General features: G+C 65.4%; 25 protein-coding genes. 14 read left to right on the forward strand and 11 right to left on the reverse strand.

All coding sequences use genetic code 11. From position 1 onward, the window contains the following. Positions 1-23: 23 nt before the first annotated feature. From J4G32_RS06725 to J4G32_RS06750, 6 genes are all read right to left on the reverse strand, one after another. On the reverse strand, positions 24-1,949 hold the full coding sequence (locus J4G32_RS06725; RefSeq protein WP_210485326.1) for a heavy metal translocating P-type ATPase: 1,926 nt from the start codon (positions 1,947-1,949) through the stop codon (positions 24-26). A gap of 81 nt (positions 1,950-2,030) precedes the next feature. Then, entirely contained in the window at positions 2,031-3,104 is a 1,074-nt protein-coding gene (locus J4G32_RS06730) for an NAD(P)-dependent alcohol dehydrogenase (RefSeq protein WP_210485327.1), read from the reverse strand. A gap of 104 nt (positions 3,105-3,208) precedes the next feature. Then, positions 3,209-4,546 (reverse strand): oxygen-independent coproporphyrinogen III oxidase, encoded by a 1,338-nt coding sequence (gene hemN, locus J4G32_RS06735; protein WP_210485328.1) that lies wholly within the window; start codon positions 4,544-4,546, stop codon positions 3,209-3,211. After that, positions 4,536-4,679 (reverse strand): cytochrome bd-I oxidase subunit CydX, encoded by a 144-nt coding sequence (cydX, locus tag J4G32_RS06740; RefSeq protein WP_210485329.1) that lies wholly within the window; start codon positions 4,677-4,679, stop codon positions 4,536-4,538. The genes hemN and cydX overlap by 11 nt, the downstream gene beginning before the upstream one ends. Before the next feature lie 15 nt (positions 4,680-4,694). Further along, positions 4,695-5,843 (reverse strand): cytochrome d ubiquinol oxidase subunit II, encoded by a 1,149-nt coding sequence (gene cydB / locus J4G32_RS06745; protein WP_210485330.1) that lies wholly within the window; start codon positions 5,841-5,843, stop codon positions 4,695-4,697. A gap of 18 nt (positions 5,844-5,861) precedes the next feature. Continuing rightward, positions 5,862-7,445 carry a cytochrome ubiquinol oxidase subunit I gene (locus tag J4G32_RS06750; RefSeq protein ID WP_210485331.1) on the reverse strand — a complete coding sequence of 528 codons (1,584 nt, stop codon included), beginning with the start codon at positions 7,443-7,445 and terminating at the stop codon, positions 5,862-5,864. A gap of 179 nt (positions 7,446-7,624) precedes the next feature. Here J4G32_RS06750 and cydD point away from each other — a divergent pair, with 179 nt between their 5' ends. Continuing rightward, the gene (gene cydD, locus J4G32_RS06755) at positions 7,625-9,409 is read left to right on the forward strand and encodes a thiol reductant ABC exporter subunit CydD (RefSeq protein WP_210485332.1); all 1,785 of its coding nucleotides are present in this window, start codon (positions 7,625-7,627) and stop codon (positions 9,407-9,409) included. After that, positions 9,406-11,130 carry a thiol reductant ABC exporter subunit CydC gene (gene cydC / locus J4G32_RS06760; protein ID WP_210485333.1) on the forward strand — a complete coding sequence of 575 codons (1,725 nt, stop codon included), beginning with the start codon at positions 9,406-9,408 and terminating at the stop codon, positions 11,128-11,130. Before cydD ends, cydC begins: the two co-directional genes overlap by 4 nt. On the opposite strand, the gene J4G32_RS06765 is transcribed toward cydC, so the two are convergent. After that, positions 11,081-11,830, reverse strand: a complete 750-nt coding sequence (locus J4G32_RS06765; protein WP_246504786.1) for a helix-turn-helix domain-containing protein — start codon at positions 11,828-11,830, stop codon at positions 11,081-11,083. The two genes, cydC and J4G32_RS06765, sit on opposite strands and share 50 nt — an antisense overlap. A 284-nt stretch (positions 11,831-12,114) precedes the next feature. Here J4G32_RS06765 and msrA point away from each other — a divergent pair, with 284 nt between their 5' ends. Continuing rightward, entirely contained in the window at positions 12,115-12,858 is a 744-nt protein-coding gene (gene msrA, locus J4G32_RS06770) for a peptide-methionine (S)-S-oxide reductase MsrA (RefSeq protein ID WP_210485334.1), read from the forward strand. Between the two features lie 15 nt (positions 12,859-12,873). On the opposite strand, the gene gluQRS is transcribed toward msrA, so the two are convergent. Continuing rightward, positions 12,874-13,749: a tRNA glutamyl-Q(34) synthetase GluQRS gene (gluQRS, locus tag J4G32_RS06775; protein ID WP_210485335.1), complete on the reverse strand. Its 876-nt coding sequence runs from the start codon at positions 13,747-13,749 to the stop codon at positions 12,874-12,876. 144 nt (positions 13,750-13,893) lie between these two features. Between gluQRS and J4G32_RS06780 the strand changes: the two genes are divergently transcribed. Then, positions 13,894-14,571 (forward strand): alpha/beta hydrolase, encoded by a 678-nt coding sequence (locus J4G32_RS06780; RefSeq protein WP_210485336.1) that lies wholly within the window; start codon positions 13,894-13,896, stop codon positions 14,569-14,571. Here J4G32_RS06780 and J4G32_RS06785 read toward each other — a convergent pair. Both J4G32_RS06785 and J4G32_RS06790 read right to left on the reverse strand, forming a co-directional pair. After that, positions 14,568-15,344, reverse strand: a complete 777-nt coding sequence (locus J4G32_RS06785) for an HpcH/HpaI aldolase family protein (protein WP_210485337.1) — start codon at positions 15,342-15,344, stop codon at positions 14,568-14,570. The genes J4G32_RS06780 and J4G32_RS06785 overlap by 4 nt on opposite strands. Positions 15,345-15,403: 59 nt before the next feature. Then, the gene (locus J4G32_RS06790; protein WP_210485338.1) at positions 15,404-15,727 is read right to left on the reverse strand and encodes a DUF1476 domain-containing protein; all 324 of its coding nucleotides are present in this window, start codon (positions 15,725-15,727) and stop codon (positions 15,404-15,406) included. Positions 15,728-15,961: 234 nt separating this feature from the next. On the opposite strand from J4G32_RS06790, the gene purC reads away from it, so the two are divergent. The 8 genes from purC to J4G32_RS06830 all read left to right on the forward strand — a co-directional run bounded on the left by purC (position 15,962) and on the right by J4G32_RS06830 (position 21,743). Next, positions 15,962-16,756, forward strand: coding sequence for a phosphoribosylaminoimidazolesuccinocarboxamide synthase (purC, locus tag J4G32_RS06795; protein ID WP_210485339.1), 795 nt, complete (start codon positions 15,962-15,964; stop codon positions 16,754-16,756). Continuing rightward, on the forward strand, positions 16,753-17,316 hold the full coding sequence (locus J4G32_RS06800) for a hypothetical protein (RefSeq protein ID WP_210485340.1): 564 nt from the start codon (positions 16,753-16,755) through the stop codon (positions 17,314-17,316). Before purC ends, J4G32_RS06800 begins: the two co-directional genes overlap by 4 nt. Positions 17,317-17,380: 64 nt before the next feature. Continuing rightward, positions 17,381-17,620, forward strand: coding sequence for a phosphoribosylformylglycinamidine synthase subunit PurS (purS, locus tag J4G32_RS06805; protein WP_210485341.1), 240 nt, complete (start codon positions 17,381-17,383; stop codon positions 17,618-17,620). A 7-nt stretch (positions 17,621-17,627) separates the two neighbouring features. Beyond that, positions 17,628-18,326, forward strand: a complete 699-nt coding sequence (purQ, locus tag J4G32_RS06810) for a phosphoribosylformylglycinamidine synthase subunit PurQ (RefSeq protein WP_210485342.1) — start codon at positions 17,628-17,630, stop codon at positions 18,324-18,326. A 70-nt stretch (positions 18,327-18,396) separates the two neighbouring features. Next, positions 18,397-20,607, forward strand: coding sequence for a phosphoribosylformylglycinamidine synthase subunit PurL (gene purL / locus J4G32_RS06815; RefSeq protein WP_210485343.1), 2,211 nt, complete (start codon positions 18,397-18,399; stop codon positions 20,605-20,607). Between the two features lie 13 nt (positions 20,608-20,620). Further along, a complete protein-coding gene (locus tag J4G32_RS06820) occupies positions 20,621-20,857 on the forward strand; it encodes a BolA family protein (protein WP_210485344.1) in 237 nt (78 codons plus the stop codon). Between the two features lie 44 nt (positions 20,858-20,901). After that, complete coding sequence (grxD, locus tag J4G32_RS06825; protein ID WP_210485345.1) at positions 20,902-21,237, forward strand: Grx4 family monothiol glutaredoxin; 336 nt, start codon at positions 20,902-20,904, stop codon at positions 21,235-21,237. Between the two features lie 194 nt (positions 21,238-21,431). Next, on the forward strand, positions 21,432-21,743 hold the full coding sequence (locus tag J4G32_RS06830; protein WP_210485346.1) for a hypothetical protein: 312 nt from the start codon (positions 21,432-21,434) through the stop codon (positions 21,741-21,743). Here the strand turns inward: J4G32_RS06830 and tlpA are convergent. Further along, positions 21,740-22,378 carry a thiol:disulfide interchange protein TlpA gene (tlpA, locus tag J4G32_RS06835; RefSeq protein ID WP_246504787.1) on the reverse strand — a complete coding sequence of 213 codons (639 nt, stop codon included), beginning with the start codon at positions 22,376-22,378 and terminating at the stop codon, positions 21,740-21,742. The genes J4G32_RS06830 and tlpA overlap by 4 nt on opposite strands. A gap of 185 nt (positions 22,379-22,563) precedes the next feature. Here tlpA and lptM point away from each other — a divergent pair, with 185 nt between their 5' ends. Both lptM and lysA read left to right on the forward strand, forming a co-directional pair. Then, positions 22,564-22,815 carry an LPS translocon maturation chaperone LptM gene (gene lptM, locus J4G32_RS06840; RefSeq protein WP_210485348.1) on the forward strand — a complete coding sequence of 84 codons (252 nt, stop codon included), beginning with the start codon at positions 22,564-22,566 and terminating at the stop codon, positions 22,813-22,815. A gap of 9 nt (positions 22,816-22,824) precedes the next feature. Continuing rightward, positions 22,825-24,093 (forward strand): diaminopimelate decarboxylase, encoded by a 1,269-nt coding sequence (gene lysA, locus J4G32_RS06845; RefSeq protein ID WP_210485349.1) that lies wholly within the window; start codon positions 22,825-22,827, stop codon positions 24,091-24,093. The last annotated feature ends 110 nt before the right edge of the window (positions 24,094-24,203 follow it).

The raw sequence follows: 24,203 nt of genomic DNA on the forward strand, positions 1-24,203 counted from the left end.
TGATGCGGCACCTTGCGCCCATCTCATGTCAAGGCCTCTGCCGGCGTCCCCAGCGCCCGAAGGGCATTGAGGATCACCGCGACGTCGATCACCTCCTGGATCAACGCTCCCTGAACGGGCGTCAGATAGCCAAGCGCGGCCACGATCATACCGATGACCGACAGGCCGATTCCCGCATAGACGCTCTGCAGCGCAATCCGCTTCGACCACCGCGCGGCCTCGATCGCCGGGACGATTTTTCCCAATTGATCGACCAGCAGGACCACGTCTGCAGCCTCCGCGGAGGCAGCGGCTCCCTTGGCGCCCATGGCGACGCCCAGATCGGCAGCAGCGAGCGCGGGAGCATCGTTGACGCCGTCGCCGATCATCATCACAGGCCCGAAGCGGCGCTCCTGCGCGACAATCTCTGTCTTCTGCCCGGGACTGAGATCGGCACAGACGGCGTCGAGATGAAGATCGGCCGTCACCGCCTCGGCGACGTCCCTGCGGTCACCCGTCGCCAGAGCGATCCGGGCGATCCCCAATGCGCGGAGCTTGCCGATGACCTGTGCGGCATCGGTCCGCAGACTGTCGGCCAGGATCAGAAACCCCGCGAAGACGCCATCCACCGCCACCGAGACCACCACTGAGCCAGCTGGAAAATCGCCCCTCGCCAGGACGGCGTCGCCATCCGAGATCATTTTGTCGACATAGCGGATGCCGCCCACAACAACCTTTTGGCCGTCGACGATGCCGGACACGCCTTCGCCAGGCTCCTCCGCCAGAGAGGTGGGAAGCTGAAGTGGCAGGCGCCGCTCCTTCGCATCGGCCACAAGCGCCTGCGCGATGACGTGTTTGGACGCCTGATCGAGAGAGGCCGCAAGTTGCAGCAAGCGGTCGGGCGATGTTCCGGCAGTCGGACGAATGTCGACCACCCGCGCCTGTCCGTTCGTCAGCGTGCCCGTCTTGTCGAGGACGAGCACCCGGACCCTGGCGAGCGTCTCGAGGGCCTTGCCACCCTTGACCAGAACACCAACCTTCGCGGCCCGCGACACGCCTGACACGATGGCAACCGGAACCGCCAGGATCAGCGGACAGGGGGTCGCGATCACGAGCACCGCCAGCGCGCGGATCGGATCGCCCGTCCACAGCCACGCGCCGCCCGCCAGCAGGATGGTCCATGCCAGGAACACCATGCCGAACCGGTCGGCAAGGCGGGCCATGGGTGCCTTGGATCGTTGCGCCGCTTCGATGAGGCGGACGATGCCCGCATAGGTGCTTTCAGCGGCTCTGTGTGTCGCCACGAGATCAAAGGCATCGCCCACATTGGTCACGCCGCTCATGACCGGTTCGCCCACATTCTTCTGCACCGGCAGTGATTCCCCGGTGAGGGCCGATTGATCGAGCACCGCAAGCGCGGTCCCCACAGTGCCGTCTACCGGCACCACGTCACCCTGTCGCACCAGCAGGCGATCCTGCGGTCTGACCAAATCGAGCGCGATCTCGTCAAGCTGACCGTCCCGATAACGCAGTGTCGTGCGCGGCAGGCGGGACAGGAGCGCCGTCATTGCCCGATTGGCGCGACGCTCAGCGAAATTCTCGAGGTTCTGCCCACCGGCATACATGAGAGCCACGACCACGGCAGCGAGATTCTCGCCGAAAACCAGCGCGGCGGTCATGGACAGGGCGGCGACGATATCGAGCCCGACTTCGCCCCGCCGGAGACTCGCGACGATGTCCACCAAAAGAGCAAGAAGCACGGGGATACAGGCCGCACCCCAAAAGGTCGCGGCCCAGGGCGTGTATCCGGAAAGACGAGCCGCAAACCCAAGCGCCAAGCCGACAGCCGGCAGAATCACCAGCACCGGTCGGATGATCCGCTGAAGGTCGCCGAAAGAACGACCGCTCGCGGGAGCTGGCGGCTGTTGTGGCGCAAGGCTCACGACGGCCGATTTCTCAAGCGCTGGCATGGCGGCTCGATCGAGGCCCGCAGGAGGCGCGAAGGTGGTCCGCCGAGAGCCGTTGCGGAAGAGGGCGTGTGTCGTGTGACGTCATGGGGTGATGGCCACCTTCAGGACGCCGTCGCGTTGGTGGGCGAACAGATCGTAGGCCTCCTCGATCTGATCGAGCTTGAACCGGTGCGTCACGAGCGGCCGCGTATCCACCCGGCCGGACGCGATCACGCCCATCAGCCGGCGCATCCGCTCTTTTCCACCCGGACATAGCGTGGTGCGGATGGTGTGATCGCCCAGTCCAGCCAGAAATCCGCTCACTGGAATCGTGAGATCCGCCGAGTAGACGCCGAGCGACGAGAGGGTTCCGCCGGGACGCAGCACACGCAGGGCAGCCTCAAACGTTCGCTGCTGCCCCAGCGCCTCGACGGCGACGTCCACCCCGCGCCCGTCCGTCAGCCGCATGATCTCCTCGACCGGATCGACCTTCGTGAAGTCGACAACCTCATCGGCCCCCATCCGCCGTGAGATTTCCATCCGGGCCGGAACGCTCTCGACTGCAATGATCCTTGTTGCCCCCATCAACCGCGCACCCGCAGTGGCGCAAAGGCCGATGGGACCCTGGGCGAAGACCGCAACCGTATCGCCGATCCGGACGCGTCCGCTCTCGGGGCCGGAAAACCCCGTCGACAAGATGTCGGGACACATGAGCACCTGCTCGTCGGACAGCCCCTCCGGCACGGCACAGAGATTGGTCATCGCGTCCGGGACGACGAGATATTCCGCCTGCGCGCCGTCGATGGTGTTGCCGAAGCGCCAGCCGCCCAGAGGTTTCCAGCCATGCTTCGTGCCAGCGCCATCCTGCGAATGACAGCCGCAGAGGCAGGCCTCGCTGTAGCCGCTGGGCGTGATCGCGCCTGCAATGACCCTCTGCCCCTCCCGGTAACCCTGCACCGCCGATCCAAGCTTCTCGATGATTCCAACCGGTTCGTGGCCGATGGTGAGGCCGCGCGCGACCGGATACTCGCCCTTGAGGATATGAACGTCGGTGCCGCAGATGGTCGTGGTTGTGATGCGGATGAGCGCGTCCAGCGGACCCACATCCGGAATGGGCTTTTCATCAAGGACGATCCGGCCCGGCTCGACGAAAATCGCCACTTTCATTTTGGGCATGGTTGTCTCCAGAAGTCATGTGCCGTTGCGGTGCGATCCCGCGCTGGCGTTGATTCCCACCGCACCCCAACGGCGCCGGCAGCAGTATAATCACGGGCGTGAGCCTACACGGCGCGGCTGAAACCCGCGGTTCCATCCGGCCGGTAGCCATCGAAGACCGATGCGGCGACGCGTACGACGGGCCTGCCAGACGCGGTCATCCGCACCACGTTGTGGTCGATCGTCAGAAGACCGTCGGCTGCAAGCGGCCGCAGCAGGGCAAGCTCGTCGGCGAAATCGTCGTCCGCACCCATCTCGTTGAGGTCCACGGCGAAATTGCACATGAGGGCTTCGATGATCCGTGCCCGCGCCCGGTCGACGTCCGACAGCCGGCAGCCGCGCGCGGAGCCAAGCCGTCCTTCCTCGATGCGCCGACGATAGGCTCCCACATCCGCAAGGTTTTGCACGTAGCCGTCGGGAAAGCGGGAGATCGACGACGCGCCGAAACCCAGCAGGATCGTGCTGTCGTCATCGGTGTAGCCCTGAAAGTTGCGGTGCAGCCTGCCGTGCGAGGCCGCCAGGGCGAGCGGATCGTCAGGCTTTGCAAAATGATCGATGCCGATGGGCACGTAGCCCTGGGCCGCAAAGGCGCGCGCCACCGTCTCGGCCTGCTCAAACCGCTCTGCTGCTCCCGGCAACGTGGCGTCGTCGATGAGGCGTTGATTGGCCTTGCGCTGTGGCAGATGGGCATAGCCGTAACAGGCGATCCGATCGGGCGCGAGCGCACCGACGACGGCGCATGTCTCCCGCAGGGTTGCACTGGTCTGATGGGGAAGACCGAAGATCAGATCCACATTGAGTTTCTCGATGCCGGCCTTGCGCAGATGAGAGATGGCGGCCTCAACCACGCCGACGGGCTGAATTCGTCCGATGGCTTCCTGCACCCGTGGATCGAGATCCTGCACACCGAGACTGACCCGGTTGACTCCCATCGCGACAAGCCGCGCCGCAAGGGCCGCGTCCACCTGCCGGGGATCAAGCTCGATCGCGTGCTCGAACCCATCCTCGAACAGAAAGCCGCGCGAGAGTGCGGCAAGGACCGACGCCAGCCCGTCGGCGCCCAGAATGCTGGGCGTGCCGCCGCCCCAATGAAGGTGGGCAATACGGAGCGGAGAGGTCACTTGCGCTGCGACAAGGGCGATCTCGGCCTCAAGCGTCTCGCGGTAGGCCGCGATGACGTCTGCCCTGCGGGCGACCTTGGCATGACAGCCGCAATAAAAGCAGAGGTCGCGGCAATACGGGACGTGGAGGTAGACGGAGACGCTCTCGTCTCCGTCGAGATGACGCAGCCAGCGCGCGTGATCGACCGTTGTGACCGCATCGGTGAATTCCGCCGCCGTCGGATAGGACGTGTAGCGCGGAACCTGCACGGATGCATAACGCAGGGCTACCTCATCGCCCATGGCCACGGGCCCCAGGCCCGTCCGTGCTGACGAGGGCCAGACGACGGTCCTCGCGCATCTCGAACCACATGGCGTTGAGAATGGCGAAGGTGCAGGCCAGGCCGAGGCCGAGGATCCAGGAGAAATACCACATGGCGTTCAGTTCCTCTCAATAGGCGTTGGGGTTGCGGCCGATTGACGTGGCCGTCACGGTGCCGCGCATGACGCGAAACACCCATGCGGTGTAGATCAGCACCAGAGGCAGGAAGATCACGGTCGCAAGGAGCATGACGAACAGGGTCAGGTGGCTCGACGAGGCGTCCCACACGGTCAGGCTGACAGCCGGATTGAGGGAGCTCGGCAGCAGGAACGGGAAGATCGCAAGGCCGACGGTGGAAATGATGCCGACGATCGTCAGCGTGGTGCCGAGAAGCGTCCGCTTCCACGCACGTGCGCCGAACCCGACATAAGCCAGCAGAGTACCGGCCACTCCCAGCGCGGGCGCGATCATCGTCCACGGATGGAGGCCGTAATTGGCAAGCCAGCCACCGGCCTGAAGTGCCACGGTCTTGCCCAGCGGGTTGGACGGGCCGGCCATGTTCTGCACGCTCGTCACCACATAGCCATCGAGGCCGACGGCAACCCAGAGTCCTGCGAGGAGAAAAAGGACGAGGGTCGCGAGCGCCGCCTGGCGTCCGTAGCGCCACGCCCGTTCTGCAACGTCGCCTTCCGTGCGCGCTGCGATGACGGCAGCGCCGTGCGAGACCAGCATCGCGACGCTCAGCAAGCCCGACAGAAGGGCAAACGGACGCAGCAGACCGAAGAAGTTGCCCGCATAGGATATCCGCATGGTGGCATCGAGGCCGAACGGCACACCCAGCAGGACGTTGCCGACCGCCACGCCGAAGATCAGCGCGGGGACGAAACCGCCGACGAAGAGCGCCCAGTCCCAGGTGGCGCGCCAGCGCGCATCCTTGATCTTGCCGCGAAACTTGAAGCCGACGGGCCGCAGGATCAGGGCCAGCAGGATCGTGATCATGGCGAGGTAAAAGCCCGAGAACGACACCGCATAGAGCGCCGGCCAGGCGGCAAAGATCGCGCCGCCGCCGAGGATCAGCCAGACCTGGTTGCCCTCCCAGGTCGGGCCGATGAGGTTGATGAGAATCCGGCGCTCCGGGTCGGTCCGGGCGACGAACGGCAACAACGTGCCGACGCCGAGATCGTAGCCGTCCATGATCGCGAAGCCGATCAGGAGAACGCCCAGGAGAAGCCACCAGATGAGGCGGAGGATCTCGTAGTCGAGAGGGATCGTGTTCATGATGTCGTGTTTCCGGGCTCAGCGTTCGGGATGGGCGGCGGCAAGTTCGGGCAGATGGCGCGCGCCAGCCGCGCCTTCGATGAGCGTGTCCGCCATGTCGGGACCGGTCTTGATGGTCTTGACCATCAAGATCACCATCACGACCAGGAGACTGGTGTAGAGCGTGAGGAAGAATCCAAGGCTGATGGAGAGATCCGTGAGCGTCAGGCCGGAGGCCGCGTAGAAGGTTGGCAGCACCCCTTCGATGGCCCAGGGCTGGCGCCCATATTCGGCAACAAGCCAGCCGGCCTCGATGGCGATCCACGGCACCGGAAGGCTCCAGAACGCGATTTTCAGAAGAGTCCTGTTGTCGCCGAGCCTGTGACGCGTGCTGAGATAGAACGCCGTTGCGAAGAAGACGATCATGTAAAGGCCGAGGCCGACCATGATGCGGAAGCTCCAGAAGAGCGACGCCACATCCGGGATCGTGTCGAGCGCCGCCTTGCGCACATCCTCGGGCGTTGCCGCCTGGACGTCATCACGATAGCGCTTGAGCAGCAGCGCATATCCGAGATCGGGCCACGACTTCGCAAAGGCCGCGCGCGCCACCTCATCCTTGGGATCCTTGCGGATCGCGTCGAGTTGGCCGGAGGCCACAACGCCATTGCGGATGCGGGTTTCCGCATGTTCGACGAGAGGCCAGATGCCCGGAACCTCGGTGTTCAGGCTGCGGGTCGTCACAAGGCCGAGCACCCAGGGAATCTTGACCTCGAACCGGTTGCCATCGCGTCCGGGCAGCGCAAACAGCGTCAGGCCGGCGGGCGCAGGTTCCGTCTCCCACATGGCCTCGATGGCGGCGATCTTCATCTTCTGATGTTCCGTCGCCACATAGCCGCTCTCGTCGCCCAGCACGACCACCGACAGGGCAGCGGCCAATCCGAAGCTGGCTGCCACCGCCATCGACCGTTTCGCCAGCGCCACATGGCGTCCCCGCAACAGGTAGAAGGCGCTGATCGCCATGACAAACATGGCGCCCGTGGTGTAGCCGGCGCTGACGGTATGGACGAATTTCGCCTGTGCGACCGGGTTGAAGAGCACCGCCATGAAGTCGGTAACCTCCATCCGCATCGTGTCCGGGTTGAAGGTCGACCCGACGGGGTTTTGCATCCAGCCGTTGGCGATCAGGATCCACAGGGCCGAGAAGTTCGCGCCGAGCGCAACGAGCCAGGTGACGGCGAGGTGGGAGACCTTCGACAACCGGTCCCAGCCGAAGAAGAACAGGCCGATGAAGGTCGCCTCGAGGAAGAACGCCATGAGGCCTTCAATGGCCAGAGGCGCGCCAAAGACATCGCCCACATAATGGCTGTAATAGCTCCAGTTCATGCCGAACTGGAATTCCATCACGATGCCGGTGGCCACGCCCATCGCGAAGTTGATGCCGAACAACGTGCCCCAGAACAAAGTCATCCGCCGCCAGATCTCGCGACCGGTCATGACGTAGACGCTTTCCATGATCGCCATGAGCAGGGACAGACCGAGCGTCAGCGGCACGAAGAGGAAATGGTACATCGCTGTCGCGGCGAATTGCAGCCGCGACAAGTCGACAACGGTATAATCGATCATGCCTGTCTAACCTGCTCTGACACCGGCCAACCGCCGGACCCGTTGACGGTTACGCTGCAGCCCGAGAGGCGGCATTGATTACGATCAATGCCCGTCAGGACAGGTGGGATAGGGATGTGGGACAAGGCTGATATGAGATCGACGGCGCGCTTCGGCGACGCCGTGCAACCAGGACGGACATGCTGATCCAGCGGACGGAGCCGGCGGAGGGCGAGACTCCCCCTAACGAGGGACGCTGGCTGATGGCGCAGCGGCGGCGTGGCGGCAGCGCCCTCATGGTCGCAATCGCCCTGCCCCTCCTCTCCGGCGTGCTGCTGGTCGGCCAGGCTTTCTGCCTCGCGTCGCTTCTCCACAGGGTCGTCGTCGAAGGGGCCGATCTTCCCGCGGTCACCACCATGCTGCTGACGATTGCGGTTCTCATGATCACGCGGATCGGGCTGGGGATCGCTGCCGAGCGTGCCGGCATCGGAGCTGCGGAACGAATCAAGCGCAGCTTGCGCGGGATGCTCTATGGCGCCCTGCTGGATCATCGACCGGATTGGACTTCTGCGCGATCGTCCGGCGCGCTGTCCGCCGTGATCGTCGATCAGACCGAGGCGCTCGACGGTTTCTTCGCGCGCTACCTGCCCGCGATGGTGCAGGCCACCATTCTGCCGCTCGCCTTTGCGGCAGCCATCCTGCCGGTCGATGTGGTGGTGGGCCTTCTATTCCTCGTCACAGCGCCGCTCATCCCGCTTTTCATGGCGCTTGTCGGCTGGGGGGCGGAGGCTGCGACACGGGCGCAGGCGGACGCGTTCACGCGATTGTCGGGGCTCTTCGCCGACCGTCTGCGCGGGATTGTCACGCTCAAACTGTTCGACCGTGCCGACAGCGAAACCCAGACCGTGGTGCTGGCCAGCGAGTCCTTGCGCAAGCGCACCCTGGGCGTGCTGAAGATCGCGTTCCTGTCCTCGGCGGTCCTCGAATTCTTCGCGGCGCTGGGCGTGGCGGGCGTGGCGCTCTATGTCGGCCTGACCTATCTCGGCTTCGTGGATCTGCGCGGCTCTCCCCTCACGCTGCAGGCGGGGCTGTTCTGCCTGCTCATGGCTCCGGAGGTCTATCAACCGCTCCGTCAGCTCGCAGCCCATTATCATGACCGCGCCGCAGCGAAGGCTGCTGTTGCGGAGATGGCGCAGCAATTTGGCGCGTTGCCGGATCTCGCCGAGAGCACAATCGAGGGGGCACTGCCCGAGCCTGCCCCAGCCTCATCCGCGCTTGCAGTCAGTGTCGCCCTTGAAGGGCTTACGGTGTACACGCCGGACCGAAAGCACCTCGTCCTGGACGACGTCACTCTGGCGATCCAGCCGGGCACGCATATCGCGCTTCTCGGACAGAGCGGCATTGGAAAGTCGACTCTGCTTGAGGCGATGGCGCGGTTGCGGGCGTTCGATGGAAAGATCCTGATCGGCGGGGAATTGCTCGAGGATCTGGCGGAGGCGGACCTGCGGTCCCGCGTCGCCTTTCTTGGCCAGCGCCCGCGCCTGTTCCACGGCACCATCGCTGACAATATCCGGCTCGGGCGGTCAGGGGCGAGCGATCCGGATATCCGCATCGCCGCCGAGCGCGCCACCGTGATGGAATTTGCCTGTACCCTGCCGGAAGGGCTCGATACGCCCATCGGCGAAGGCGGGGTCGGCCTCTCGGGCGGAGAAGCGCATCGCGTTGCGCTCGCGCGGATCTTTCTGCGGGACCCGGGGCTGATTCTGCTCGACGAACCCACCGCCCATCTGGATACCGCAACGGAAGAGCGGGTGATCGACGCGCTGCTGGCCTTCGCGGTCGGCCGGACGCTGGTGGTGGCCACGCATTCTGCTGCCATCGCCGCACGGCTCGACCGGACCTACCGGATCGCCGGCGGCCGCGTCCTGCCGGCCGCGCATCCACGATGGGCCGGCCCGCAACGGAACCGGGAGGGCGTGGCATGACGGCCCTCTGGTATTTCCGCCCGCTGTTTCGCCGGCATGCGGGCCGCATGGCCTGGACGCTGCTGCTGACGATGCTGACGCTCGCTGCCGGCATCGCCCTCCTCGGCGTCTCCGGCTGGTTCCTCACCGCTGCCGCGCTCAGCACGGCGGCGGTGAGCTTCAACCTGTTCGGACCCTCCTCGCTCATCCGCGGTCTGTCGTTGGTCCGGATCCTGTCCCGCTACGGCGAAAAGCTCGTCGGCCACGACACCACATTGCGGCTTCTCGCCGATCTCCGGGGGTGGCTCTTCGCATCCCTGTTCCCCCGCGTGCCCTACGCTGCACGGGACTTGCGCCACGGGGATCTGGTCAGCCGCCTGACGGCCGACGTCGACAGTCTCGACACTGTTTTCCTGGTGGCCATCGGTCCTGTCGTCACCGCCCTGGCCCTCGGATCCGCCATGGCGGTCCTCCTGTTCAGCCTGATCCCCGGCGCGGGCCTGATTTACGGGCTGGCCCTGCTGGCCGCGATCCTGATTGTCCCGACTGTGCTCGTGGGCGTCACCCGGCAACGGGGCCGCGAGGCGGTGTCCGCCTCAGCCGAGACGCGGATGGCTGTGATCGACGGCATCGACGGCCACAGCGATCTCATCGCCTTCGGGCAAACAGCAGCCGCCAGGGCGGCCTTCGCATCGGCGACCGACCGACTGGCGCTGGCCCGGCGCCAGGTGGGTTCGGCCGGCGCATGGGCCGCGGGTGCGGTCCAGGGGCTTGCCGGGGTTTCCCTGCTGGGCGTGACCGCGTTCGGCATCGGCGCGCTGCGCGATGGAGTCCTCAGCGGCCCGGTTCTCGTGGGCCTGCTCCTCGGCGTCATCGCGAGCTTCGAGGCGACGGCGGCCATCGTCCGCAGCATCGCCAAACTTGGAGCGTCCATGGCGGCAGCCGAGCGCCTCAAGGCCATTGCCATCGGCCGCCCGCCTATCGCTGATCCGGTCCGGCCTGTCCCGTTGCCGGACGGCAGCACCGTGACGTTTTCGAACGTCACCTTCGGACACGACTCAGCCCGGCCCGTCCTGCGGGGTCTCGATCTCACGGTGCCGGCGGGCGGACGCGTCGCGATCCTGGGTCCGAGCGGCAGCGGCAAATCAACCCTGCTGGCGCTGCTGCTGCGGCTTCAGGATCCCCAAGGCGGCAGTGTTTCGGTGGCGCACACGGATATTCGCGCCGTCGCGCAGCGCGATCTCCACCGGCGCGTGGCGCTTCTCAGTCAGGACACGCCTGTCTTTTTGGGCACCATCCGCGAAAACCTCCTGATCGGTCGCGCCGAGGCGACAGACGCCGACCTCTGGCATGCCCTCGATGCCGCCAGGCTCGCGGATTTCGTTCGCGGCACTGCAGAAGGCCTCGATGCGTTGGTGGGTGAAACCGGCCGGACGTTGTCAGCTGGCCAGGCCCGCAGGCTCTGCCTCGCCCGTACCCTCCTGTCGGAAGCCCCGGTTCTCGCGTTTGACGAACCGACGGCCGGCCTCGACCGGGAGACCGAAGCTGAATTCCTCAGCGACCTTGCAAGGGCGACACGCGGCAGGACGATTCTTCTCTCCACCCATGCGGGCCTTCCGGAAGGGGCCGTGGATCGTGCCTATCGCCTGCGTGACGGGAAACTGGAGCCGGCCGACGGTTTCGGCCCTCTGCTCAGGCCGGAAGATCGAGCCCCGCAACAGCGATCAGCGCCCGCCGATTGACGATTTCCACCAGATGGGAATCGGGAAGCCGGATCAGGCCCTGCATCCTCAGCTTCGTGAACGACCGGCTCACCGTCTCGATGGTCAGGCCGAGATAGTCGGCGATGTCCGTGCGGGTCATGACCAGCGGGAGGGGATCGGTTGACTGGCCATGTTCTTCAAGGCGCGCCGACAGCATGAGAAGAAAGCTCGCCACCTTCTCGACAGGAGCCAATCGGCCCAGAACCATCTGGCTGTTGCGGGCCTGTTTCAGGGCGGTGCGGGTCATGACGTGAAGGCGATCCTTCAGCCGCGGAAACTCTTCCATCAGAGCGTCCATGTCGCGGATGGGGAACGCACAGAGGGTCGAGGGGATGACCGCCTCGGCCGTCTGGGAATAGGTGTCGTCATCGGCAAGTCCCAGATAGTCGCCGGGGAGCAGAAAGCCCGCGATCTGGCGTCTTCCGTCCGGGAGGTCGCTGTAGAGCCGCAGCATGCCGGAGGCCAGACTGAACACCTTCTGGCGCGGATCGCCCTCCTCCACCAGGATCTCGTTGGCCTGCAGGCTGCGGGCGGTCATGATTCGCTCGAGGCGGTCAACATTCTGGTCTTCGAGCGCATCGCAGATCGCCATGTGACGGACATTGCAATCGGCACAGATCCCGCAGGATTTTCGGTAGGTCGCCCTGTGATCGCGTGGGAGGGGGAGCGGAGCGCTCATCGTGTTCAGTCACTCGCCTCGGCCGGGATCGGCCATGCTTGCCGGGTCGGGGAGCCCGTCGCCCGACCGCCTGCCCGAGACAAGGATTCCTGTCTCGTGCGACGACCTTAGCCCTTGGCGTTGAGCAAAGCAAAACAGCCGCCTGTTTGCCGGAAGGACAGGCTATTCCTCGTGGGCTCACTAGCGATCATGTGACAGGACCTAGGCCTGTCCGGGGCTATGATGGGCCCGATCTTGATGTGTGCGACCTGACAGGTCGCCAATGCAGGGCAAAGGGCAAGTCCATGTTTCGCACCCACCACATTCTCAAACTCGTTGGCATCCTGCGGGCCGCCGCACCCGGGTTACTGGCCGTCACGGTCCTGGCTCCGGCTCTTGTCAGCGCCCCGTCGTCGCCCGCTTTCGCCGTCGAGAGCGCATTCGTCATCCCGGCACCCGCCATCGACCAGCCGCCGCAGGGCAAGACCGAGACGGCCATTCTCGCCGGTGGGTGCTTCTGGGGGGTGCAGGGCGTGTTCCAGCACGTCAAAGGGGTTACCAGTGCCGTCTCGGGTTATTCGGGCGGTTCGGCGGAGACGGCCAAGTACGAAACCATTGGATCGGGGCGCACCGGGCACGCGGAAGCGGTCAAGATCACCTTCGATCCGCAGCAGATCACCTATGGGCGGATCCTTCAGATCTATTTCTCGGTCGCGCACGATCCGACGGAGCTCAATCGGCAAGGCCCAGACACCGGCACGCAGTACCGGTCGGCGGTCTTCCCGACCGACGCTGACCAGGCCCGGGTGGCAGGCGCCTATATCGACCAGCTCAACAAGGCCAAGGTCTACCCCAAGACCATCGCCACCAAGATCGAACCCCTGAAGGCGTTCTACCCCGCCGAGGATTACCACCAGGACTTTCTGACCCGGAATCCCAGCTACCCCTACATCGTGATCAACGACCTGCCGAAGATCGACAATCTCAAAATGATGTTCAAGGACGCCTATCGTCAGGCGCCGGTTCTGGTGGCTGGCTCGAAGAGCTGACCCGCAACCGGGCGGTCACGCAAAGCCGAGGCGCCGCCGAATGTCAGCGGCCGTCACGCCTTGCTGCCGCAGGGCCATCAGGGTCTCCGACATCCGGCTCTTGGCGAGTTTCTCGCCGCCGCCGTCACGGATGAGTGCGTGGTGGTGATAACATGGCGTGGGCAGGCCAAGGACCGTCTGCAGCACCACGTGAAGATCGGTCGCGGCCTCCAGATCCTGTCCCCGGACCACATGGGTGATGCCCTGGAGGGCGTCATCGACCACGACGGACAGATGGTAGCTCGTCGGAATATCGCGACGCACCACGATCGCATCGCCCCACGCCTGCGGGTCGACGCCATGCGCGGTTGTTGCCCCGTCGCAATCGAACGCATGGAATTCCAGGCCAATCGGCACCCGTGCCAAGGCGGCCTTCATGCGGAGCCTCCAGGCATGGGGTTCTCCGCTTGCCAATCGCGCTGACACCTCGGTGGCCGAAAGGCGGCTGCAGGTGCCTGGATAGCGCGCAGCCCCGTCAGGATCCCGTGGCGGCCGGCAGCCGGTCGCCGCCGCCCCCCGCGCGACGTCTGCGGCCAAGGCCTTCCGGGAGCAAAAGCACGGATAAAGCAGGTCTTGCGACCGCAGCACCGAGAACGCGGCCTGATAGTCGTCTCCATGGTGCGATTGGCGTCTGACAGGCTGCTCCCATCGCAGCCCGAGCCAGGACAGATCGTCCGTGATCGCAGCGACAAATTCCGGCCGGCACCGGGCAAGATCGATATCCTCGATCCGCAACAGCAGCCGCCCATCCCATCGCATGGCGAAGTCGGCGTTGAGGAGCGCCGAATAGGCATGCCCAACGTGGAGGCGCCCGTTCGGGCTGGGAGCAAAACGGAAGACGGGGATCGTCACGGTGGCCTTGCGATGAGAGAAACGGAACGCACGCGACCGCCACCCTCGGTGAAACCGCGCCGCTTCTCAAGAGCTTGCCAGCGGACGACTTGACGCCCGGGTGCCCTTCGCGCGAGGTGGACGACAACCCTTCAGGATCGCACCATGCCCCGCATTGACGGCCCTCGCCTCGCGCCGAAATCCGGCCGCACAAAACAATTGGTGGTGTTTCTCCACGGTCTCGGCGCCGATGGCGACGACCTGATCGCGCTGGGGCAGGAATGGCGAGACTGGCTCCCCGATGCGGCTTTCGTCGCGCCCCATGCGCCAGACCCCTGCGAGGGGGCGCCGATGGGGCGGCAATGGTTTCCCCTGACGCTCCGCGATCCGGCGGAATTCTGGCGCGGGGTCACCTATGCGGCGCCGGCCCTCGATTCCTTCTTGGACGCCGAACTGCTGCGACACGGCCTCGATGCGAGCCATCTGGCGCTGGTGGGATTCAGCCAGGGCGCCATGATGGCGCTGCATGTGGGCCTGCGTCGCCGGTCTCAGGTGGCGGCGATCGTCGGATTTTCGGGATTGCTGGTGATGGAGCACGGCAAGGGCCCCGAAAGCCTGACCACCGGGACGGCTACACGGCCGCCGATTTTTCTCACCCATGGCGACAGCGACGAAGTCTTGCCGGTCGAGATGTTCTTCTATTCCAAGGAGGCTCTGGCCTCCGCCGAGATCGCCTGCCAGTGGCATCTCTCGGCCGGAATGGGCCATGGGATCGACGGCGAGGCGCTGCGTCAGGCGGGCCTGTTCCTCACGCAGTCGTTCGGCTTGCCCTATCCGGCCTAGACGCGAGACCGCGCGCTCTGGAGGGCTGCCTGCGCGCCGGCTTTCAGCAGAATGGCGTCGCTGCCGACAGAAATCAGATGGAAGCCTCGCCCGTGGAGTTGCGCGGCGCGGGCGCCGGAGGCCGCAAAGATCCCCGCCACCTTCCCGGCGGCCTTGGCGCGCGCGGCGGCATGATCGAGGGCGCTTTCGACGGCGGCGCTCGTGGGGTCCATCGAAAGGCCGCCCGAGAGGCCGATCGACAGGTCTGTCGGTCCGATGAAGACCCCGTCGATCCCCGGCACCGCCAGAATGTCGTCAATGACCGCAAGCGCCTCGCGGGTCTCGATCATCGCGAGCGCGACCGTGATGTCATTTGCGCTGCGGAAGTAGGCGTCGGCTGCGAGTCCCATGGCGGCCAGAGCCCCATGCGGTCCCCAACTCCGCTCGCCGAGAGGCGGGTATTTGGTGAACTGCGCAAACGCGATAGCATCCGCAACGCTGTTTACCATCGGGGCGATGATGCCGCTGGCGCCCGCATCGAGAAGGCGGGAGGCGGTGGCGAAGTCCCCCACCGGGATCCGCACCATGGCAGGCTTGCCTGCGGCCGCGATCAGCGGGATCGCGCGCGCGGCAGCCGCGAAATCGACAGCGCTGTGCTGCATGTCGAGGACGACGGCGTCGAAATCCTCGCGGGCGAGCAGCGCCGAGACGCTCGGATCGGGCAGTCCGCACCAAGCCGCCAAAGCAGGCTGGCCGGCATTGCGGGAAATTACCATCGGCAGGGACGTGGCCATCGGGAGCTTTCTGATGAAGGCGAGGGGCCCGGCCGATCACAGACGGCCGGGCGGAAGGCTCAGCGACCGGCCTGGATCTCGTCGACCGCCTGCTGCAGGCGCGCATTGAGAGCTGCCGCCAGTTCAGTGGGATCGACCGGCTTGCCGGCCGCTGTCAGGTCGGCCTGGACCTTGCGCAGGACATCGGCGTCGCCGGCTTCCTCGAAATCGGCCAGCACGACGCTCTTGGCGTAGGCATCAGCCTCGGCGCCGGTCTTGCCCAGTTGCTCCGCGACCCACAGGCCGAACAGCTTGTTCCGGCGAGCCGTGGCCTTGAACCGAAGTTCCTCATCGTGGGCGAACTTGTTCTCGAAGGCATTCTTCCGCTCGTCGAAACCGGCCATCAGCATTTCCTTTCAGAGTTTCAATACCGCGATATAAAGGCGCAACCGGGCAACCACCAGAGGCAGAGGCGCCGGAAAATGGCCCTCTGCGGCCGGATCGGGCCGATCCGAGGGGCGTATCGGCGTTGCCGCGTTGTGCTCGAGGGTGGGATCGGATAGGTTGCGCGCGAGCCGGGGCGATCCTCATCGACCCCGCGCCAGCTGCGGATCCCCTTACCTCCAGGAGCCACGGCAATGGATTTCCTCAAACCACGGTATACGCCTATGAATCGTCGCCGCCGCATTTATGAGGGCAAGGCGAAGGTCCTCTATGAAGGTCCCGAGCCCGGAACGCTCATCCAGCATTTCAAGGATGACGCGACCGCCTTCAATGCCAAGAAGCATGAGATCATCGACGGCAAGGGCGTGCTCAACAATCGGATTTCTGAGTATATTTTCCAGAATCTGAACGATATCGGCGTCCCGACCCACTTCATCCGCCGCCTCAACATGCGCGAGCAGTTGATTCGCGAAGTCGAGATCATTCCGCTCGAAGTGGTGGTGCGCAACGTGGCGGCCGGCTCCCTTTCGACCCGTCTCGGGATCGACGAAGGCACGCAGCTTCCCCGCTCGATCATCGAATTCTATTACAAGAACGACGCGCTCAACGACCCCATGGTGTCGGAAGAGCACATCACCGCCTTCGGCTGGGCAACGCCGCAGGAGATCGACGACATCATGGCGCTGGCGATCCGCGTCAACGACTTCCTGTCGGGCATCTTCCTCGGCGTCGGCATCCGTCTCGTCGACTTCAAGATGGAGACCGGCCGTCTCTATGAGGGCGACATGATGCGCATCGTCGTGGCCGACGAAATCTCTCCGGATTCGTGCCGTCTGTGGGACATCAAGTCCAAGGACAAGCTCGACAAGGACCGGTTCCGCCGCGACATGGGTGGCCTCGTCGAGGCCTATACCGAAGTGGCTCGCCGCCTCGGGATCATGTCCGAAAACGAGAAGCCCGCGATGGGCGGCCCACGCCTCGTGCAGTGAGCGCTCCGCGTCCCCGCTTTGCGATCCAATGCCCGGCTTTTCGCCGGGCATTGTCGTTTGGTCTGGTGCTCCTCGCCCTCGCGGCATGCGGCTACATTCCCCGCGCGGTCGAGGGCGTACCGCCCGGCGCGCCCTGGGAGGCCCTGCCCCTGCGCAAATGGCTGGCGGAGGGCCGCGCCGAGCCGCAGGCGCTGGCCTTCTGCGCGCCGCCGGAATGCCGCCCGGGTCTTGTGGTCAGCGTGATCGACCTCAGCGACAAGGACGCCGATATCTCGGAAGCGATTCTCCGCGATCCGGCACGTCTCGCCCGCGCTCTCACGTCGGGCACCCCGCGAGACCGCAAGATCCGCACACTCGTCTCCTCGTCCCCGATCACCGCAAGCGAGGCAAAAGGCTTCGCCATCAGCCTCTCCCGCTCCGACGGCACGCGCCCGGCCTTCGGCGCGGCTCTGGGCCGCCGGTCGGGTGCGTCTCTGCGGGTGGTCCTGGTGATTGGCGATGACGAGGCCGCCGTGCTGTCGACCGTGAGGCAGGTGGCCGTGCGCGAATTGGGTGCATGACACGTTGTGTCTTGGAACCAATCCCGTTAAGGCGTTGGCGAACATTCCAGAGCCCGAGGACCCCATGAAAGCCCGTGTCACCGTGACCCTCAAGAACGGCGTTCTCGACCCCCAGGGCAAGGCCATCGAGGGGGCGTTGAAATCGCTCGGCGTCGCGGGGATCGCAGGCGTCCGGCAGGGCAAGGTCTTCGACATCGAACTCGGGACCACTGACAAGGCCGAGGCCGAGCTGGCGCTGAAGGCGGCCTGCGAGAAGCTCTTGGCCAACACGGTGATCGAGAATTTCCACGTCGAGATCGCGTGAGGTCGCCATGAAATCCGCCGTCATCGTCTTTCCTGGCTCCAATCGCGAAGGGGACGTCCTGCGCGCCCTGTCTCAGGCGGGCTCACAGGTCGAAAAGGTCTGGCATGCGGAGACCGCGTTGCCGTCCGGCACCGATCTCGTGGTGCTGCCGGGCGGTTTCTCCTATGGGGATTACCTGCGCTGCGGCGCGATCGCCGGACGGGCGAGCGTCATGGATGCGGTCCGGGAGCATGCGGCCCGCGGCGGCCTGGTGCTGGGGATCTGCAACGGCTTTCAGATCCTGTGCGAATCCGGCCTGCTGCCGGGCATTCTCATGCGCAACGCCAACCTGAAGTTCATCTGCCATCGGCAGTTCCTGCGCGTCGAGCGCAACGACACGGCCTTCACCAAGCGCTACGCGCAGGGTCAGGCGATCGATGTGTGCTTGGCCCATGGGGAAGGCAATTACACCGCCGATGCGGAGACGCTGCGCCGCCTCGAAGGGGACGGTCGCGTCGCCTTCCGCTACTGCGACGCCACCGGCGCAGTGACGGCGGACGCCAACCGCAACGGCTCGATGAATGCGATTGCCGGGATCTATTCCGAGAAGCTGAATGTGCTCGGCATGATGCCCCATCCGGAAAACCTCATCGAAACGCTGGTCGGCGGCACCGATGGACGCGGCCTGTTCGAAAGCCTCGTCTCGAGCGTCGCCCGCGCCGCCTGACCGATCCGCATGATTGTCCCGGGAACGGCCTGGCCGCCCCCGGACCCCAAACGTAAACCGCGAGAGCCCGATGATCCGCAACGACGTCGCCATCACCCCGCAGCTGGTCAAGGAGCACGGGCTGACGCCTGACGAGTACAAGCGTTTCGTCGATCTCATCGGCCGCACGCCGACGATCACCGAACTCGGCATCGTGTCGGCCATGTGGAACGAGCATTGCTCGTACAAGTCCTCGCGCCTGCACCTGCGCGGCCTGCCCACGAGCGCCCCTTGGGTGATCCAGGGGCCGGGCGAGAATGCGGGCGTCATCGACATCGGCGACGGGCTTGCGTGCATCTTCAAGATGGAGAGCCACAACCACCCCTCCTTCATCGAACCGTATCAGGGTGCGACGACCGGCGTCGGCGGCATTCTGCGGGACGTGTTCACCATGGGCGCGCGGCCCATCGCAGCGCTCAACTTCCTGCGCTTCGGCGAGCCGGATCATCCCAAGACCGGCCATCTGGTGTCGGGGGTAGTGGCGGGAATCGGCGGCTACGGCAATTCGTTCGGCGTGCCCACGGTGGGCGGCAGCGTCGGCTTTCATCCCCGCTATAACGGCAACATCCTCGTCAACGCCATGGCGGTGGGCCTCGCCCGGACGGACGAGATCTTCTATGCGGCAGCGACAGGCATCGGCAATCCGATCGTCTATCTGGGCTCGAAGACGGGACGCGACGGCATTCACGGCGCCACCATGGCGTCTGCGGAATTCGATGACGCCTCCGATGAGAAGCGCCCGACGGTGCAGGTCGGCGATCCCTTCGCCGAAAAGCTGCTGCTGGAGGCCTGCCTCGAACTCATGAAATCCGGCGCGGTGATCGCCATCCAGGACATGGGCGCCGCCGGTCTGACGAGTTCGGCGGTCGAAATGGGCGCGAAGGGCAATCTCGGCATCGAGCTCGACCTCGACAAGGTCCCGTGCCGCGAAGAGGGCATGACCGCCTACGAGATGATGCTGTCGGAAAGCCAGGAGCGCATGCTCATGGTGCTCAAGCCCGGGATGGAAGCCGAGGCCGAGGCGATCTTCGTCAAATGGGGTCTCGACTTCGCGGTGATCGGGCGCACCACCGACACCCTGCGTTTCGTGGTCAAGCACCAGGGCGCGCTGATGGCGGATCTGCCGATCAAGGAACTGGGCGACCAGGCTCCGCTCTACGACCGGCCGCATGTGCCGACGCCTCCCCGGCCGGTCATCGCGCCGGACAGCGTCGTGGCGCCGATTTCCGATGCGGAGGCGTTGATCCGGCTTGTGGGATCACCCGACCAGTGTTCCAAGCGCTGGGTGTGGGAGCAATACGATCACCTGATCCTCGGCAACACGGTCCAGATGCCGGGCGGTGACGCCGCCGTCGTGCGGGTCGAGAACGGCCCCAAGGGCCTCGCGCTCACCACCGACGTCACGCCCCGCTATTGCGAGGCCGACCCGGTTGCGGGTGGCAAGCAGGCCGTGGCCGAAGCGTGGCGCAACATCACGGCGGTGGGCGGAACACCTTTGGCCATCACCGACAACCTGAATTTCGGAAGCCCCGAGCGGCCCGAGGTGATGGGACAGTTCGTCGGCTGCCTGAAGGGCATCGCCGAGGCGTGCCGGGCGCTGGATTTCCCGGTCGTGTCCGGCAATGTGTCGCTCTATAATGAAACCAATGGTCAGGGCATTCTCCCGACGCCGGCCATCGGCGGGGTTGGCCTGCTCGACGACGTCACCGTCCACGCCTCGATCGCCTTCAAGCGCGAGGGCGACGCGGTCATCCTCATCGGGAACACCGAAGGCTGGCTCGGGCAATCGATCTACCTCGCCGAGATCTGCGGCCGCGAAGAGGGCGCACCTCCGCCGGTCGATCTCGCAGCCGAGCGCCGCAACGGGGATTTCGTGCGACAGCTGATCCGCTCCGGCCAGGTCGACACGGTCCATGACTGCGCCGACGGCGGCCTGGCGCTGACGCTCGCCGAAATGGCCATGGCGGGCGGCATCGGGGCGTCGATCACCGGCGAAATCGACGGGCTGGCGTCCCACGCCTTTCTGTTCGGCGAGGATCAGGCGCGCTATGTGCTGGCCGTCAGCCAGGAGGCCGCGACCGACCTTCTCTACGAGGCCGCCGCCATCGGCGTACCGGCAGCGCTTCTCGGCGTGACCGGCGGCGCATCGTTGATTCTGCCGGGCGAACAGACCATATCGGTTTCGGCGCTGAAGACCGCGCACGAATCCTGGTTGCCCGATTACATGGCCGGCAAGGCCTGAGGACTCCCATTCCATGCCCATGGATGCACGCGAAATCGAAACGATGATCAAGGCGGCCCTTCCGGACGCAGTCGTCGAGATCAAGGATCTGGCCGGCGACGGGGATCACTACGCCGCGACCGTCACGTCAGGCGCGTTCAAAGGGAAATCCCGGGTGCAGCAGCACCAGATGGTCTACGCGGCGCTACAAGGCCGCATGGGCGGCGTCCTGCATGCCCTTGCGCTCACGACGCTCGCATCCGAAACTTGAGAAGAAACCCGGCGCCTTGAACGCCGAGGAACAGGAGAGACCCGATGACCGATGCCCGTCAGGCGATCGAGAGCGAAATCAAGTCCAACGACGTCGTGCTGTTCATGAAGGGCACGCCCCAGTTTCCCATGTGCGGTTTTTCGGGCCAGGTGGTCCAGATTCTCGGCTATCTCGGCGTCCCCTACAAGGGCGTCAACGTCCTCGATGACGAGAGCATCCGGCAGGGAATCAAGGAATATTCCAGCTGGCCGACCATCCCGCAGCTCTACGTCAAGGGCGAGTTCGTGGGCGGGTGCGACATCACGCGGGAAATGTTCCAGGCCGGTGAATTGCAGCAACTCTTCGTCGATAACGGCATCGCCGTGAAGCAGACCGCCTGAAAAGGCGGCCTTTCCGGGCGGATAACCTCGAAGGGCGGAGCCGTGCTCCGTCCTTTTTTCGTGGCCGCCCCGCTGCCCGTTGGCCGCGACGTTCCTGGCCCTTCGCAAATCCCTGCTGAGCCGGCACACTGCCATGATCCGGCGTTCAAAGAACCGCACGAGACCAGGAGGCGGAGCCGGGACGGGGGTTTTGCATGACCGACCAGGCAACGAACGTCATCGCGATGAAGGCCCGCGCGGCTCCGGGAAATTCGCCGCCGCCAAAGACGATCCTCGAGCGGGTCTACGCAGCGGGGTCGCTTCCCATCCCGGCCGGCGATCTGGCCACCAAGACCGCAGCCGTGATGCTTCAGGCGCTCGGGCTCTTGGTGATTTTCGAAATTCTGGCCGATGGCACGCCCCGACGGATCGACAAGGGCCAGGCGCGCGGCGCGATGGATCGCCCCTGGCGTCTGGCAAAGCCCGCCTTCTCGGGTGAGATCGGCATCCCGGACGGGACGCGCTAGGGCTTGGCGAGCGCCGCCCGCATGAATGCGAATGCGTCCGGCGAACTCCACTCGGCGGGGCCCTTCAGGAGAGCAATCTCGCAGCCGGCGGAATCCACCAGAAGGCTTGTGGGCAGGCCGACGGCGTGGCCGGATTTCTGCAGAACCTGCAGGAGTTTGCCTGTCGGGTCGGCATAATAGGCGAGATTATGGATGCCGTTCTGCGCCAGCCACGCCTTGGGCTTGTCGGCATTGCGCGTGTCGACATTGATGGCCACGACCTCGAAATTCGGGCCGCCGAACTCGGCCTGAAGCTTGTCGAGAGCGGGCATTTCCTCGCGGCACGGCACACACCAGGTCGCCCAGAGATTCACGAGAATGGTCTTCCCCTTGAAATCCGAGAGGGTCTTCGGCTCTCCGTCGCGCGCCGTGAACTGCACGACCGGGGGCGGCTTGGGCGCGTTGCCCACCGCAAGCGCCGCAAGTTGCCCCGTGGCCAGCGGCTTCAGGGCAGCGCTCGCAGCAAAAGCGGCACTGCATTCAGCTGAGGCGACAGTCGCGCTGTCCTTTCGGAAAACGAAAAAGCCGCCGGCAGCCGCAAGGCCGAGAGCCAGGATCGCAATCGCGATCGCGCGGGAGGTGACAGGTTTGCGCATCGGCGCGGTGTGCCCCGTTTCGCGCCGCATCTCAAGGGTCGAAAAGACGCGGTGCTGCGATTGCCGGTCACGATCCGGTGCAATCGGACGCACAGTGCCGGCAACGAGCCGAATGGGGTTCGATCCTTGCCTCTCGCCTCCGGCCCGGCTTGTGGTTATGGTGCGGCCACGTTTCGGAGCATCGAATGTCGACCAGTCTCGCCTTATCCCGCGCCGTCCTGGTGGCGGGTCTTCTCATCCTCGGCCTGTCGGCCTGCGGCCGCCGCGGTGCGTTGGAGCCGCCACCGGACCCAAATGCCGTCACGGCCAAAGAGGGCACCGACGGCACGAGCGCCTCGCAGGGCGCCCTGCCGTCTCCGGTCGGGACGCCCAAGAAGACCGTGCGCAAGGATTACGTCCGGCCCAAGACCCCGTTCATCCTCGATCCGTTGCTCTAGGCCGGCCCCATGCATCACTTCGCCTATCGCACCGGCGTCCTCCACGCGGAGGAGGTCGATCTCCGGCAGATCGCGGCCGAGATCGGCACCCCGTTCTATTGCTACGCGTCCGCCACGCTGGAGCGCCATTACCGGGTTCTGGCCGAGGCGTTCTCGGATCGCGATGCGCTGGTGTGCTATGCCATGAAGGCCAACTCCAATCTGGCGGTGCTCCGCACGCTGGCCGATCTCGGCGCGGGCATGGACATTGTCTCGGAGGGTGAACTCAGGCGGGCGCTGGCGGCCGGCGTGCCAGGCCATCGGATCGTCTTCTCGGGCGTCGGTAAGACCCGGCAGGAGATGGCGTTCGCGCTCGACAACGACATCCTGTGCTTCAACGTGGAATCGGAGCCGGAGCTGGAAGCGCTCTCAGACGTTGCCGCCGCGAAGGGCAAGCGGGCGCCGGTTTCAATCCGGATCAATCCCGATGTGGATGCCAGGACCCACAAGAAAATCTCGACGGGAAAGTCTGAGAACAAGTTCGGCATTCCCATCGCGCGGGCGCGTGATGTCTATGCGCGGGCCGGCCAACTCCCGGGGATCGCGGTCACCGGGGTCGACATGCATATCGGCAGCCAGATCACCGATCTGGAGCCGTTCGATAATGCGGCGGCGCTTCTGTCCGAACTCGCGCGTGATCTCATCGCCGACGGTCATACCCTGCGCCATATCGACCTCGGCGGCGGATTGGGCGTCCCCTACCGGGACGACAACGAGCCGCCCCCGGACCCGCTGGCCTACGCGGCCATCATCAAGCGTCACACGGGGGATCTCGGGCTCAAGCTGGTCTTCGAGATGGGTCGCCTGATCGCCGGGAATGCCGGCATCCTCGTGACCGAGGTTCTCTATGTGAAAGAGGGGGCGGGGAAAACCTTCGTGATCGTCGATGCGGCCATGAACGACCTGATCCGCCCGACCCTTTACGACGCCTATCACGACATCAAGCCGGTGGTGGAACCGGGTCCGGACGCGCTCCGGATCGTCGCCGACGTAGTCGGCCCGGTCTGCGAGACCGGCGACTACCTCGCCCTCTCGCGCGACATGCCGGCTGTCAAGGCGGGCGACCTGCTGGCAGTGATGACCACCGGTGCCTATGGGGCGGTCCAGGCCAACACCTATAACAGTCGCCTGCTGGTGCCCGAAGTGATGGTCAAAGGGCCCGACCATGCGGTGATCCGGCCCCGCCAGACCTACGAGGAACTGCTCGGGCTCGACCGCATGCCAGCCTGGATGTCCTAGGGGGTGGCCTGCCGCAGGTCGTCGGATCGCAGGAATCCGCTCTTGATCTTGTGATCGCCTCCCGCGTCACTGCAGCCGCCTGTGCCCAATTGACCGGTGTTCAACCGAAA

Source organism: Microvirga antarctica (assembly GCF_017921815.1).
GTDB classification, from domain to species: Bacteria; Pseudomonadota; Alphaproteobacteria; order Rhizobiales; family Beijerinckiaceae; genus Microvirga; species Microvirga antarctica.